The organism is Pantoea sp. X-Soil-TKNS-1279, from assembly GCF_059730565.1.
The window spans coordinates 3,654,365-3,669,159 of record NZ_AP035948.1; the positions used below are offsets into that span (position 1 = coordinate 3,654,365).

A 14,795-nucleotide genomic window follows, 5' to 3' on the forward strand; every position below is an offset into this window, starting at 1 on the left:
CCGCACGCGCACCTTATCAGTGAGTTAACGCCGGAAATGGGTGCAACGCACCTTATTGGTGCAGAAGCTGCTGTGCGACCGGTAACCAGATTTCCGTCATTGCTCCCTCCCCGCCGGTGAAAGGATCGCGCTTCGGCATGGGTACGCGCTGAATCTGCACCTGAGAGGTTCTCAGAAAACGCGGTTCATCGCGCAGCGTTTCCGGCGATATACCTTCAGGATAGGCGCCAACGGTGAAGAAATCCTCACTGGCGTGGATCTGTTTATGGCCGACACCCGCCGGGATCAGCACCGCATCCCCCTCGCGCAACGTCACCATGCGACCACTGTCACCACCAAATAACACTTCTGCCCAGCCCGCGCCGACACCGATTATTTCATGCGTATTCGGGTGGTAATGGGTATACGGAAAGATGGGGGAACGCCACGCAGCGGGCCAGCCGTTGCGGGTAAAAGTTTCTTCAAACCAGATGGCGGTGTCCTGATTTTCCTCGTCTTCGCTGTCGTTATCGGGGGCAACCCCCGGCCAGATGATCAGCGGCAACGGATTATTCGGCACCCCGCCAGACGGGATAGATAACATCAGATGCTGCGGGTTACTGGAAGCCCCTGCGGAAAAGGTGCCAGCGGCGAAAGACATCAGTAACAGCAGGCTGGATGGGTAGACAGTCATACTCTTTCTCCGGTTAGCCACGTTGCTTAAGTGTGGCAAAAACGGATGACAATACAATGTGCTCAGGCCCGCAAAATTCACATAAAAGCATGATTTTGCTAACTAAAGCCAAATTAATGATTAACCTCTTTAACATTTTGGGCGTAATGACCTTGCCCTGCGATTTTGTGCGCAACTGTTATAAAAATTCTTCACTGATCTGTGTCTGCCGCCCTTCACTGTTACGTGCTTTACTGGCAGGCAGTGAAAGAGAGGTGAACAATGGACGCCATAAAACAAATCCTGCTTGATGAAATCGCCACACTGAATCGCGAAGAACGTCGCGACAATTTGCCACGTTTTAGCTTTTCGTTTCTGAAAACGCACCCTGGCCTGTGGGCGGTGATGTACCTGTGCTACGGGCTGTGCGTGGCGCTGATTTTTTCCACCGACATGCTCGGCTGGCCCGCATTCTGGTTTGCCACGGTTTTCGTGCTGGTGATGAGCTTTTTAATGCTGCTGGATATCAATCCGAAATACCGCTTTGAGGACATTGATGCGCTGGATCTGCGCGTTTGTTACAACGGCGAGTGGTATTACATTCAGCCGGTATCCTCTCAGGGCATCAACAAGATTCTGGATAACCCAGGCACGCCTGACCGCGTGCGTAGCGGTATTCATCGCCTGATGCAGCAGAAAGGCGAAGTGGATTTTTACGATGTGTATTACCTGACCTGGGGACATCGGCAGGCGGCGCAGGTTTAAATGCAACCTGACCGGCATACTGCACATCTCCTTCTCCCGCTAGCGGGAGAAGGTCGCGATGAGGGAGTCTGGCCGCAGAAGACTGCGCGATAAATCGCGCTGCTACGGGTGCAGTTGTTTGATTAACTGACCTAATTTTTCCACCGCCGCTTCGGCGCGCGCATCCCACGGCCAGGCAGTATTGAAGCGGAAGCAGTGACGGAAATCTTCACTGCTGGAAAATAGCTGCCCCGGCGCGATACTGATCCCCTGCTCTAACGCCAGATGATAAAGCTGCGTGGTATTGATGCCCTCGGGTAAGGCTACCCATAAAAAGTAGCCGCCCGGCGTATCGCTGATGCGGGCATCCGCTGGCAGTACCTGACGCAGCGCAGTGCGTGCCAGCTGTTTACGTTTTGCTAAGGTCTGACGCAGCCGTTTCAGATGGCTGTCATAACTGCGGGTGGAGAGAAAATCCGCCAGCGCCAGTTGCATCGGCGCGCTGGTGGAGAGCGTACTCATCAACTGAATACGCTGGACACGTTGCGCATGTCGGCCCGCCGCCACCCAGCCGATGCGAAAGCCCGCCACCAGATTTTTCGAGAAGCTGCCGCAATGCATGACATCACCAAGGCGATCAAAAGCTTTCGCCGGTAATGGTTTCTCCTCGCCAATCCATAACTCACTGTAAACATCGTCTTCAATCAGCGTCACGCCATAGCGCGCCAGCAGCGCCACCAGTTGTTCCTTGCGCGTGTTGCTGAGAGTAAAACCCAGCGGATTTTGCCGGTTGGTCATCAGCCAGCAGGCTTTGACCGGCCAGCGTTGCAGCGCCTGTTCCAGTTCGTCAAAATCAATGCCCTGCTCGACATCACTGGCTATGGCGATGGCGTTCAGCTTCAGGCGTTCAATCGCCTGCAATGCACCATAGAATGAGGGATTCTCGATCACCACCCAATCCCCCGGCTCGGTTACCGCCTGCAAACTCAGGTTGAGGGCTTCCATCGCCCCGTTGGTGATCACGATGTCGTCCGGTGAAATGGTGATCCCCTGCTGTGCGTAGCGTTGCGCCAGGATTTTGCGCAGCTCAGGGTTACCGGGCGGCAAATTGTTGAGCGCGTCCGTCGGTTTCAGGTTATGCGAGACTTTGACCAGCGAACGCATCAACTGGCGCTGAGGAAACAACTCCGGATCGGGGAAGGCGGAACCAAACGGCATAATCGCCGGATCGCGTGTCGCCTGGAGGACATCAAATACAAAGCTGTTGGTATCGGTCTGCTCCGGGCGTTCGACCGTTTGCGTCGCCAGACGCGGTCGCAGCGCCGCAGCACGCGGCGCAATGTAATAACCGGATTGTGGTTTTGACAAAATCCAGCCCTGACTCTCCAGCACTTCGTAGGCGTGCATCACCGTCATCAGGCTGAGGCCGGATTGATCGGCCTGCTGACGCAGCGAAGGCAATTTTTCTCCGGGTTGCCAGATATTGGCTTCGATTTGTTCGCGCAGTTGATCGACCAGCTGCTGGTATTTCGCCACCTGAATCTCCGTCAGAATGTAATGTGGGGATTTTCCCTCACCCTAACCCTCTCCCGCAAGCGATTGTAGTGGCGCGATAAATCGCGCCGCTACTCTATGCAAAATGCTTATTTCGCAGTCTCTTCCAACACGCCAACAAACTCCGGCAGTTCGCCGATGCGGTCTGGCGGCAGGGGCCGCCCCAGCAGATAACCCTGCAATGAATTACATCCCAGCCCGGTGAGAAACGCCTGTTGTTCCTCGGTTTCTACCCCTTCGGCCACCACTTTTAAATCCAGCGATTGCGCCAGCGCCACAATCGCGGAGACGATGGTGGCATCTTCCGATTTCGCTTGCAGTTCATTGACGAAAGCACGGTCAATTTTCAACTCACTGGCCGGTAAACGTTTGAGATACAACAGGCTGGAATAGCCGGTACCAAAATCGTCAATCGAGGCTTTCACCCCCATATTGGTCAGTTCCGTGAGAATACGCACGCTCTCTTCAGGATCGCGCATCGCCGTGGTTTCGGTGACCTCCAGCGTCAGCAGCTCTGCCGGAATCTGGTGCTGAGTTAAGGCGGTGGTGACGGTTTCCACCAGATTGCACTGCTCAAACTGCAACGCCGACAGGTTCACCGCCACCGACCAGTGAGGATGCCCCTGCAAATGCCAGCTATGCAGCTGACGGCAGGCTTCGTTAATCACCCAGTTACCAATATTGACGATCATCCCGGTCTTTTCCGCCATCGGCAGGAATTTGTCCGGCGTCAGCAGGCCGCGCGTCGGATGCTGCCAGCGCAGTAAGGCTTCAAAACCAATAATGGGTCCACGCGGTGCGCAGTATTTCGGCTGGTAGAACAACCGCAGCTCGTCATTATCCAGCGCCTGCCACAGATCGTTGTTCAGTTGCAGTTGGCTTTGCGCCAGGGTGTTCATCGAGGGCTGGAAGAAGTTGTAGCCGTTGCGTCCGTTGTTTTTGGTGTGATACATCGCTGCATCCGCATTAAACATCAGCTCGCGCTCATCCGCACCATCGCCAGGGTACACAGCGATACCGATACTCAACGACACCACCAACTCGTAACGCGAGATGCTGAACGGCTTCTCGATCGCTTTCACCAGCGCATCAGCCGCCGCTGCCGCATCATTAGGATCATCAATCTCAATCAGCAGGACAAACTCATCGCCTCCCATGCGCGCCAGGGTGTAATGCCCTTTCATCTGCCCGGTCATGCGCTCGGTCACGGCAATCAGCAGGTTGTCTCCGACATGATGACCAAAAGCATCATTGACCGCTTTGAAGCCATCCAGGTCCATAAACATCAACGCGAAGTGAGACTGTTCGCGGTCAGCTTTGTTGATCGCCTGATCGAGGCGGTCTTCCAGCAAAATGCGGTTCGGCAGGCGCGTCAGATTGTCATGCAGCGCCAACTGTGCCAGTTCCCGGTTCGCCTCCGCCAGTGAACGGGCCAGGATCGAGGTGCGCGCCTGCATGCGAGCATCGAGCATTGAAACCAGCAGAGTGATGCCGAGGATCGCGAGCGTCACTACCGTCACCAGCATTGCCAGCCAGTTACTATTAACCCCCATATGGGTAGCGTGGCTGTGCATCGGGAAATTCGCCGCCGCCATACCCGTGTAATGCATACCGGCAATGGCACAGCCCATTACCACCGACGCGCCAAGACGCAACAGGGTGACGCGGCCAGTACCTTCACGCAGGGTAAACGCCAGCCATAGCGCCACGCCAGAAGCCACCAGGGCAATCGCGACAGATGCCGCAACCCAGTAACCATTCCAGACGATGCCAGGCGAGAACATCAGCGCCGCCATGCCGGTGTAGTGCATTGCCACCACGCCAAAACCCAGCACCAATGCGCCACCGCACAGTCGCGGCCAGGGCAGTTCGCCCGAGCACACCAGCCACAATGCAAAGATCGATGCCAGCACCGCAATCACCATCGATGCCGCGGTGAGCATTGGGTCGTAACTCATCACCATATCGAGGCTCATCGACAACATGCCGATAAAGTGCATCGCCCAGATGCCCACCCCCATGGCAAAGCCGCCGCCCAGTAGCCATACCAGCGCTGATTTGCCACTGGCAGTCGCTACTCTTCCCGCCATATCCAGTGCCGTGAAGGAGGCCAGCATCGCCACCAACACCGAGACGATGACGGTATACCAATCGTACGAAGTCACTAGCATAGTGAGTTCCCAAGTCATAGCTGGATTAACAGCTGTGGTGTTGTTAATAAAACGTAAAATATATAAATATTATTGTATTATTTATCGGCAGTCATGCTGCCGTTATTGGTCTTTGAACGATGAAAGATTACGATTCAGAAAATCAAAATTGCTCGTCACGCACCCGCCAGGGGGGCGATATTTTCAGGAATAACCAGCGGTGCGGCCATTGTCATCGTGAACTCGCCGATACGATCTGCCGGGGTAGGTTTGCCCAGTAAATAACCTTGCAACGTATCAAAACCCAACCCGGTTAATAAGCGTTGCTGTTCTTCCGTCTCCACACCCTCGGCGACCATGCGCAAATTCAGGCTTTGTGCCAGGGTAATCATCGCACTGACGACGGTGGCGTCTTCGCTGTCGGCACGCAGGCTATTGATGAAGCTACGATCAATTTTCAGCTCGGTCGCTTCAAGATGTTTCAGATGCAGCAGATTGGCATAACCAATACCGAAATTATCAATCGCGACCTTCACCCCCAACTGGTGCAGCTCAGCAATACGTTGCTGACTGAATTGCGGGTCACGCATGGCGATAGTTTCGGTAATTTCCAGCATCAACGCGCCTTCCGGTAAAGCATGCCGTTGCAGAATTTCACTGATGCTGTCGATCAGGTCGCGCTGATGGAATTGCAATGCCGACAGGTTAACGGAGACGCTCCAGTGGCTGTTCCCCTCTTCATGCCATTGGCGCAACTGGCGACAGGCTTCGTTGATCACCCAGTTGCCCAGCGCGATGATCTGTCCGGTTTTCTCCGCTCGCGGCAGGAACATATCCGGCATCAACAAGCCACGGCGCGGATGCTGCCAGCGCAGCAGGGCCTCAAACCCCATCAGCAAGGTCCCACCGGCACGAAACTTCGGTTGATAAAACAGGCGCATCTCCTGATGTTCCAGCGCGTGCCACAGATCATTAGCCAACGCCAGCTGGTGCTGCGCAACGGTGCTCATCGCCGGTTCAAACAGGCACCAGCCGTTACGCCCACTGTGTTTGGTGTGATACATCGCGGAATCGGCGTTGAACATCATCTCCTGCTTGCTGCGGCCATGCAGCGGGAAGATGACAATGCCAACGCTGAGTGACACCCGTAGCGAATAACGGTCGAGTTCAAAAGGGGCATCGATGGTATTCACCAGGCGCTGGGCGATGGTCGCGGCCTGTAAACCGTCACTGTCGGGACTGAGTAGCACAAATTCATCGCCCCCGAGACGCGCCAGAATGACATCCTCACGCAGTTGATTACGCAGGCGCGCTGCTACCGCGACAAGTAAGCGATCACCAACGTGATGTCCCCAGGTATCGTTGACCGCCTTAAAGCCATCCAGATCCATAAACATCAATGCGAAGGTTTGATCGTTGAGCGTGGCATGTTTGACGGCGGCGTCCAGTTGCTGCTCCAGCAACACCCGGTTAGGTAAGGTCGTGAGATTGTCGTGCATCGCCAGTTGGCGTAATTCATTGTTGGCATGCTTCAGCTTCGCTGCCAGTCGCGCCGCGCGTAGCTGCGCATCCAGCATCGACAGCAACAACGTGATCCCAAGGATGGTCAGGGTGATGATGGTCACCCATACTGCCAGCCCCTGATCGCTGACACCGTGTTCCATCATGCTGCTGGTGTTGTTGAACTGCGCAGCGGCCATTCCGACATAATGCATTCCGGCAACGGCAGCCCCCATGACCAGGGAGGCACAACCCCGCATCAACAACAGGCCATCGCCCTGGCGCAGATGAAATGCCAGCCAGAGCGCAGCGCCGGATGCGGCATAAGCAATCACCACCGACAACGCAACCAGCTCGATATTCCAGTGAATGGCCGGTTCGATCATCAGCGCGTTCATGCCGAGATAGTGCATCGCCACCACCCCGCTGCCGAGGATTAATGTACCGCGCACCAACCGACGCCATGTCAGGTGGCTACCGCGTACCACCTGGGCAAACGAAAAGATGGCTGCGACGATCGCCACCGCCAGTGACCATGAGGTGAGCGGCACATCGTAACGCATGGTCATCGGTAGCATCATCGCCAGCATACCGATGAAATGCATCGCCCAGACACCAATACCCATCGCGGTGCCACCAGCGACCAACCACAAACGAGCGATGCAGCCACGCGACACCGCAACGCGTCCGGCAGTATCCAGTGCCGTAAATGAGGCGATAAAAGCGACGATTAATGAGCTCGCCACCAGAACGCTATCCCAGGTAATCAGCAACATGAGCGCTCCTCACTAACCCGCTAGCGAGCAGGTGCTGAATTATCGAACAGGAACAAAGATTAAAAAGCATGCATAAACGGTCAGTTAACTTTTAAAGCGATGCAGCCGCTAATCGAGCCAGGAGAATCTGGGGATTAGCGCGCTGGGGCTTTTTTATGTTCATTATCTATCGCTAAGTGGAGAATCGTTATTATGTCTGATTAATGCATGAACATAACACTGAACCTTGCATCGCGGTAGAGGGAGAAATAATTCCTTGTTTAGTTTTTTTGACCTGCCGGGATCCCTTGCCATCACTGAATTATCGGCGAATTGAACAAATTGATTAGGGAAAAGTTATTGGTGGACCTGACAGGCTTCGCTTTGCTGAACTATAGTAAAGAAAACTGATATAAATCATTTCCCTGCCGCATAAGAACTTTCTTAGACAGCAGGGGTTTTGCTGTACCGCCAAACGTGGCTTCTTGTTATTTTTCGGTTGATTTCATAAATACATCATCAGGTGAAAAAGCACTGACCCTGGATAATCAGTAAGGAATGATTATGAAACTCAAGCTTTTTCTTTTGGCCGCCAGCCTGAGCGCCACCTTCCCGCCGTACGCTGCTTTCGCTGCCACCACAACGGGAACCATTAACGCGACGCTTACCCTGACTACCGGTTGCCTGGTGAATGGTCAATCAGCCACGACCGGGGTGAACTTCGGTACATTGAACTTCGGTAGCAGCGCTGCCACTTTTGATACATTGAATGCCACCCTGGTTGGGGCATCTGGCAATGGTATCTATGTTCGCTGCACCACCGGTCAAACCTTTAACGTGCAGGTCACCAGCAGCAATGCTGCGCCAGCCACCATTTATGGCACCGTGAGTGGACAACCACGCTATTTAATCCTCGGTTCCAACAACACACAAGGCATCGCCTACACCCTGTACAGCGATGCAGCCTTCACCACCGCTATCGCCAATAACACTAATATCGCGCCGAGCGGAACCACCGACCCAACCCTGGGGACCAACTACGCCATTTATGGTCGCGTAGTCGGTGGTGGTTTCAACCCGTTAATTCCGGCGGGAACTTACACCGATACCATTAACGTTGCTGTGAATTACTGAGGCAGAAACTTCGGTTAAACAGGGTGAGAGTGGTCAATGGGTGGACGCGCATTGTTGGCGGTCTGGCCCTGCTGATAGGGAGTGTCAACGCCTGGGGGTTGCCGAGCGCAACCTTTCAGGTCTCTGCCTCAGTGGTGGCTGGCTGCGTGGTTTCCGGTACTAATCCCGGCGTTTTTGGCACGCTCAATTTTGGCACCCAGTCTGGCGTCGCCAGCAACAGCGTCAGTGCCACTTTTGTCCAGAGTTCCACCATCAGCCTTGCCTGCACGCCAGGCACCACGGTCAGCATGTCGATCAATGGCGGCAGCAACTACACCACCACCCGCAACCTGAAACTGGCCAGTTTCACCAATACCGTGGCCTACAACTTATACAGCAACGCCAGCCACACCACCGCGATTGGGGTGAATTCACCCATCACGCTGAGTTACAGCAACGCCAATAACATCACGTTGCCGATTTACGGCGTGTTGCAGTTACCCGGGCCGACGCGCGCCGGGGTTTACACCGATACGCTAACCGTCACCCTGAGTTGGTGAAGGAACCACAAAGAAGGAATAACACATGAAAAACCTGCTGCTGATATGGCTGCTCACGTTCAGCGCTCTCAGCCATGCTGCTAACTCGCTGATGATCTGGCCGATTGATCCCGCCATCAATCCCGACGACAAAGCCAGTGAGCTTTGGCTGGAGAATCGTGGCGATGCGACCACCTTAATGCAGGTGCGGATTTTCGCCTGGCAGCAGGTAAATCAACGTGAACAATATCAGACCCAGACTGAGGTGGTCGCCAGCCCGCCACTGGTCCGCGTCGAGCCGGGGCAGAAACAGCTGGTGCGCTTAATCAAGCAAACCCCGCCTGCTGCCGGTCAGGAGATGGCCTATCGCGTGGTACTGGATGAAATCCCTACGCCACGGAGTCCCGGTGCCAATCAGGCTGGGCTCACTTTCCAGATGCGCTACTCGGTGCCTCTGTTTGTGTATGGCAGCGGTCTGACTGTCGAAAGTGCCAAACCCGACCTGAGCTGGCAGGTGGAGAACAGCGGGGGCAGGCGCTGGCTGCTGTTGACCAATCACGGCAACGGCCATGCGCGCCTGAGCAATGTCACCATTGGCGGGCGCAAGCTGGGTGACGGTCTGTTCGGCTACGTTCTGGCAAACAGCAGCAACCGCTGGCCGCTTAACAGCAGCGTGAGCGGAGAACTGGAGGCCGAGATGAATAAAGGCCACTGGCGTAGCGCTGCTCTGCGCTAATGCGATTTTCGCCACATCCCTGCGCGCTGGCGGTGACCAGCGCCCTGTGCTGTCTGATCCCCCTGATAAGTAGCGCGGAGACGTTCTCCGAGCTGCCGCCTCCTCCTGCCCTGCAAAATAACGCGGCGGGACAGCAATACATGCTGGAGCTGATCATCAATCAGGGAGAACAAGGCAATATCGTCCCGGTTGAACAAAAGAACGGGGATTTTTGGCTGCGGCGCGGCGATTTGGAACGCGCCGGGATCCCGGCAGACAAGTTGCAGGGCCAGCAGATCAATGTTAACCAGCTGAACAGCGTCAAAGTGGATTATGACAACCAACGTCAACGCCTGCTGCTGACCGTTCCCCCGGCCTGGTTACCGGGCCAGGTGATTGGTCAGTCGCACAATGGCCCGCGCTATCCCGGTCGTAGCAGCACGGGAGCGCTGCTCAATTACGACTTCTACGCCACCCGCACCGATCATAGCGGCACGCGTCTCGCGACCTGGAATGAGTTGCGCTTATTTGGTGCTGCCGGACAATTCTCCAGCAACGGCGTGTGGCAGCAGCAACTGGAGGGCAGCGCTCCGCAGCAGCAGGAGGGTTATATCCGTTATGACACCTGGTGGAGTAACGAAAACGAGGAAGCGATAGTCAGCTGGCGCGCCGGGGATCTCATCACCGATTCTCTCTCCTGGAGCAACAGCGTGCGTCTCGGCGGCGTGCAGATTGGCCGTGACTTCAGCGTGCGTCCGGACCTGGTCACTTACCCGTTGCCACAGTTTTCCGGCCAGGCGGCGGTGCCGTCCACCGTTGATCTGTTTATTAATGGCTATCGTTCCAGCCAGGCCAACGTTCAACCCGGCCCCTGGTCACTCACCAATGTCCCCTTTGTCAACGGTGCTGGCGATGCGGTGATCACCACCACCGACGCGGTGGGCCGTCAGGTCACCACCACGCTGCCGTTTTACGTTTCCAGCAATCTGCTGAGACAAGGCTTGTCCGACTACTCATTTTCCGCCGGGGCGATGCGTGAAAATTACGGCATCAAAAACTTCGACTACGGCGCAGCCGCGGCCAGCGGTTCATATCGCTACGGTCTGACTGACTGGCTGACGCTGGAAACTCACGCCGAAGGCAGTGATGAGGTCGCGATGGGCGGTGCTGGCGGTCAGGTGAAACTCGGCAGTTGGGGAGTGATCAATGGCGCGCTGGCGCAGAGCCAGATGAGCGGTAAACCCGGCACGCAATATAGCTGGGGTTATCAGTACAACAACAGTTGGCTCAGCCTTGGCACGCAACACACGCTGCGGACCGTGGATTTTGGCAATCTGGCGCTGGTAGGCAATCGCAGTGACTCGGAGGACACCTCTTATTCGCTGGCACGTCGCAGTGCGCAATACACCGCCAGCGTGTCGATGAATCAATACGGGAGCCTCGGACTGGCGTACCTCGATATCAACAGCGGCGATGGCGAACGTACACGCCTGTGGAACCTGTCGTGGAGCAAAAATCTTTGGGGTAACAGCAGCCTGTATATTTCCGCCAGCCGCGATCAACAGCAAAGGGAATGGAGCGGAGCCATCTCGCTGGTGATCCCGTTTGGCGAACAAGGCAGTGCTTCGGTCAGTATGGAACGCGACCAGCAGGGAGAAAACAACCAACGCATTTACCTGTCACGCGCCATGCCGAGCGACGGCGGTTATTCGTGGGATGCTTCCTGGGCTAATCAGGGCGGCAACAGCGGCGATTATCGCCAGGGGAGCCTGCGCTACCGCAACAACAAAGTGGATACGTCGGCGGGCTTTTATGGCGACGACGATAACATCACCCAGTGGGCAGATTTCAGCGGTGCGCTGGTGCTGATGGATAACCGCCTGTTTGTCGCCAATCAGATCAACGACGCCTTTGTGCTGGTGAAAACCAACTATCCCGACGTCAACATCCGCTACGAAAACCAATCAATGGGACGCACCGATAAAGAAGGTTATCTGCTGGTTCCGTCGATTAGCAGTTACTACGCCGCGAAATACGATATCGATACGCTGGACCTGCCTGCGGATATGACATCACCGCGTGTCGAACAGCGTTTCGCCGTGAAGCGCCAGAGCGGCTATCTGCTTAATTTCCCGGTAGAGAAACTGCGTTCTGCCAGCGTCATTCTGCATGACAGCAACGGAAAACCGCTCCCCGTCTCCAGCCAGGTGCTACGTGCCGGGCAGGCAACCGAGTATGTCGGCTGGGATGGGATTACCTGGATGGAGAACCTGGAGGCCAGCAATCCTATCCAGGTCACCACGCCGGATGGTCGTAGTTGTCGCACTGAACTCACGATCGCCAATGGTCAGCCGCTGGCGCTGAAAACCTATGGCCCGCTCACCTGCGCGTTGCCACCGCCGCCACCTGGCGCTGCGCTACCCAATAACGAAAACTCTACAACAGGCATATCACCATGAAAAAAATGCTGCTCCTGCTGACGTTGTTACTGATGCCAGGTCTGGTACAAGCCGCCTGTAGCCTACCTGCATCAACGGCCAGTTTTGGCTCGGTCACCACCTTTGTGGTCAATTCGACCATCAGTTCCACCTCAACCACCGCGAACGTGAACTGTGGCGCAGGTTCAGCCCTGACCTTATTAGGAACCAACCAAATTACCTTTCAGCTTGCCAGCGCGTCCAACGTCAATGGCACGCGTGGCACCCTGAAACGCAGCGGCGATACCGGCAGCGATAACATTCCGCTGCGCCTGTGTATGGACAGCGCCTGCGCCACTGAGCTGACAGTGGGGGGATCGACCTATACCTTTTCACAAGCGGTGCTGGCGAACCTTGCCGGTCTGTTCGGCAGCCTGAACTTTGCCTTACCGGTGTATCTGAAAACGGTGACGGGGCAGACGGTGGCGGCAGGTACCTATACGGCGACGCTCAACCTGTACGTCACCTATAACATTTGCACCAGCCTTGGCGTGGGTGGACTTTGTCTGACACCGCAGACCGGAACCGGCACCATTCCGATTACCGTGACGGTGGTGATATCGAATGATTGCACCACCATCACTGCACCTAATGTCAGTTTTGGCAGCGCGCCACTGGTCAGCAGCTTTTCCACCGTGCAGCAGACCATTAGCGTGGTATGCAGTAAAGGCAGCACCTATACCGTGGGCCTGAGTAACGGCAGCTACGCGGCGAATGGCGTGCGGAATATGGCGAATGGCACCAACCGGTTAAGCTATGACATCTACAAGGGAACCACCACCACCACACGCTGGGGACCCACCGGTACGGACCGCTGGAGCAGCAGCACCTCAACGACCATCAGCACCGATGGCCTGACACGCGGCTATACCTATACCGCGCAGATTCTGACCACGCAAAATACCCCGGCTGCGGGTAATTACACGGATAATGTGGTGGTAGATTTGTCGTTTTAGATTTTCCGTAGCGGCGCAATTTATTGCGCGAGTTTAATGCCAGAAAACAGCGCGATAAATCGCACCGCTACGACTCGAATAATCAGGCATTCACCGCCGTCGCGCTGTGGCGGGTGCGATACTGCTTCACCATCCGGCCTATCAGCAATGTGCCGATCAAACCGCACACCGCCGCAAACGACAGCCATACGCCTGGCATCGCTTTGTCACCCGTGGCGTGAATCAGATAGCTGGAGACAGCCGGGGTAAAGCCGCCAAACAGCGCGGTTGCCAGGCTATAAGCCAGTGAGAAACCGGATGCGCGTACCTCGGCTGGCATGATTTCCGCCAGATAGACCACCATCGCCCCGTTGTAGCTGGCGTAAAGGAAGGATAACCAGAGTTCAGCCACCACCAGATGGGCGAAGGTCGGCGATCCGACCAGCCAGTGCAGCACCGGCCAGGCCGTGAGGAGCATCAGGATGGTAAAGGTTATCAGCAACGGACGGCGACCAATCCGGTCGGACAACGAGCCCATCACCGGCAACCAGAACAGGTTGGAAAGACCGACAAACAGCGTTACCAGAAAGCTATCTTTATCGCTCATCATCAGCACGGTTTTGCCGAATGTGGGGGTAAATGCGGTGATCATATAGAACATCACCGTGGTGGTGACCACCATCAGCATACCGGCTAACACCAGCGCCCAGTTCTGTCCCACCGAGCGCATAATCTGGCGCATGGTCGGATGATGTTTACGCTGACTGAAGGCTTCAGTCTCCTCCAGCATACGGCGAATCCAGAACAGAAACGGTACGATCAGACAGCCAATGACGAACGGAATACGCCAGCCCCAGTCAGTCACCGCCTCTTTTTCCAACAGGTGGTTCAGGCCCAGTCCCAGCAGCGCCGCGAAGATAACCGCCACCTGCTGGCTGCCAGATTGCCAGCTAACGTAGAAGCCTTTACGCCCTTTCGGGGCCACCTCAGCCAGATACACAGACACGCCACCCAATTCAACACCGGCGGAAAAGCCCTGCAACAAACGACCAATAAGAATCAACACCGGTGCTGCCGCCCCAAGGGTGGCATAGCCTGGCACCACCGCAATCGTCAGCGTACCCAGCGCCATAATACCGAGGGTGACCAGCAAGCCTTTGCGGCGGCCATGATGGTCAATGTAGGCACCGAGCACAATCGCCCCTAACGGACGCATCAGGAAGCCTGCGCCAAAGGTCATCAGCGTCAGCATTAATGACGCAAACGGGTTATCACCGGGGAAAAAGGTTTTTGCAATCGCGGTCGCGTAATAACCAAACACCATGAAATCGTACATTTCAAGGAAGTTGCCGCTGGTTACGCTAAAGATAGTTTTGGCACCGCTCTGCGATGACTTTTGTAAAGAAGAAGGTGAGCTCATAGGATTTTCCAGTGTCTTCCATGCGGGGATGTCCCTTTTATCGTGACGTCTCCCTGATGAATGTGATCCAATTCACCATTGCACTTTACAAAAGCAGGGTTATACGTAACCAAACATTAACAAAGTTGAACCGCAGGATAATTGCCCGTTAATCCGCCTGATTCGTGGTTTTCCTTTTTGGTCGTCCATTACGCCCATAACAAAAAGGGCGCCCATTAGGGCGCCCTCATAACTTTCAGTG

11 protein-coding genes are annotated in these 14,795 nt (G+C 55.5%); 6 read left to right on the top strand and 5 right to left on the bottom strand.

The window, feature by feature from the left end:
• Positions 1-52: 52 nt before the first annotated feature.
• Complete coding sequence (locus tag AC6I8N_RS16975; RefSeq protein ID WP_497829532.1) at positions 53-673, bottom strand: cupin domain-containing protein; 621 nt, start codon at positions 671-673, stop codon at positions 53-55.
• A gap of 261 nt (positions 674-934) precedes the next feature.
• Between AC6I8N_RS16975 and AC6I8N_RS16980 the strand changes: the two genes are divergently transcribed.
• Complete coding sequence (locus AC6I8N_RS16980) at positions 935-1,417, top strand: YlaC family protein (protein WP_021183419.1); 483 nt, start codon at positions 935-937, stop codon at positions 1,415-1,417.
• 102 nt (positions 1,418-1,519) lie between these two features.
• Here AC6I8N_RS16980 and AC6I8N_RS16985 read toward each other — a convergent pair whose 3' ends face one another.
• The 3 genes from AC6I8N_RS16985 to AC6I8N_RS16995 all read right to left on the bottom strand — a co-directional run bounded on the left by AC6I8N_RS16985 (position 1,520) and on the right by AC6I8N_RS16995 (position 7,376).
• On the bottom strand, positions 1,520-2,932 hold the full coding sequence (locus AC6I8N_RS16985) for an aminotransferase-like domain-containing protein (protein WP_415173194.1): 1,413 nt from the start codon (positions 2,930-2,932) through the stop codon (positions 1,520-1,522).
• Between the two features lie 107 nt (positions 2,933-3,039).
• Positions 3,040-5,121 (bottom strand): putative bifunctional diguanylate cyclase/phosphodiesterase, encoded by a 2,082-nt coding sequence (locus tag AC6I8N_RS16990; protein ID WP_497829533.1) that lies wholly within the window; start codon positions 5,119-5,121, stop codon positions 3,040-3,042.
• A 155-nt stretch (positions 5,122-5,276) separates the two neighbouring features.
• The gene (locus AC6I8N_RS16995) at positions 5,277-7,376 is read right to left on the bottom strand and encodes a putative bifunctional diguanylate cyclase/phosphodiesterase (protein ID WP_497829534.1); all 2,100 of its coding nucleotides are present in this window, start codon (positions 7,374-7,376) and stop codon (positions 5,277-5,279) included.
• Between the two features lie 543 nt (positions 7,377-7,919).
• Here AC6I8N_RS16995 and AC6I8N_RS17000 point away from each other — a divergent pair.
• From AC6I8N_RS17000 to AC6I8N_RS17020, 5 genes are read left to right on the top strand one after another with little or no spacing between them, the layout of a single operon-like run.
• Positions 7,920-8,489 carry a spore coat protein U domain-containing protein gene (locus AC6I8N_RS17000; RefSeq protein WP_013510497.1) on the top strand — a complete coding sequence of 190 codons (570 nt, stop codon included), beginning with the start codon at positions 7,920-7,922 and terminating at the stop codon, positions 8,487-8,489.
• 29 nt (positions 8,490-8,518) lie between these two features.
• Positions 8,519-9,028, top strand: a complete 510-nt coding sequence (locus AC6I8N_RS17005; RefSeq protein WP_497829535.1) for a Csu type fimbrial protein — start codon at positions 8,519-8,521, stop codon at positions 9,026-9,028.
• Positions 9,029-9,053: 25 nt separating this feature from the next.
• Positions 9,054-9,743, top strand: a complete 690-nt coding sequence (locus AC6I8N_RS17010) for a fimbrial biogenesis chaperone (protein WP_021183425.1) — start codon at positions 9,054-9,056, stop codon at positions 9,741-9,743.
• Positions 9,743-12,181, top strand: coding sequence for a fimbria/pilus outer membrane usher protein (locus tag AC6I8N_RS17015; RefSeq protein WP_497829536.1), 2,439 nt, complete (start codon positions 9,743-9,745; stop codon positions 12,179-12,181). Before AC6I8N_RS17010 ends, AC6I8N_RS17015 begins: the two co-directional genes overlap by 1 nt.
• On the top strand, positions 12,178-13,155 hold the full coding sequence (locus tag AC6I8N_RS17020; protein ID WP_497829537.1) for a Csu type fimbrial protein: 978 nt from the start codon (positions 12,178-12,180) through the stop codon (positions 13,153-13,155). Before AC6I8N_RS17015 ends, AC6I8N_RS17020 begins: the two co-directional genes overlap by 4 nt.
• An 82-nt stretch (positions 13,156-13,237) precedes the next feature.
• Here AC6I8N_RS17020 and AC6I8N_RS17025 read toward each other — a convergent pair whose 3' ends face one another.
• Entirely contained in the window at positions 13,238-14,554 is a 1,317-nt protein-coding gene (locus AC6I8N_RS17025; protein WP_497829538.1) for an MFS transporter, read from the bottom strand.
• Between the last annotated feature and the right edge of the window lie 241 nt (positions 14,555-14,795).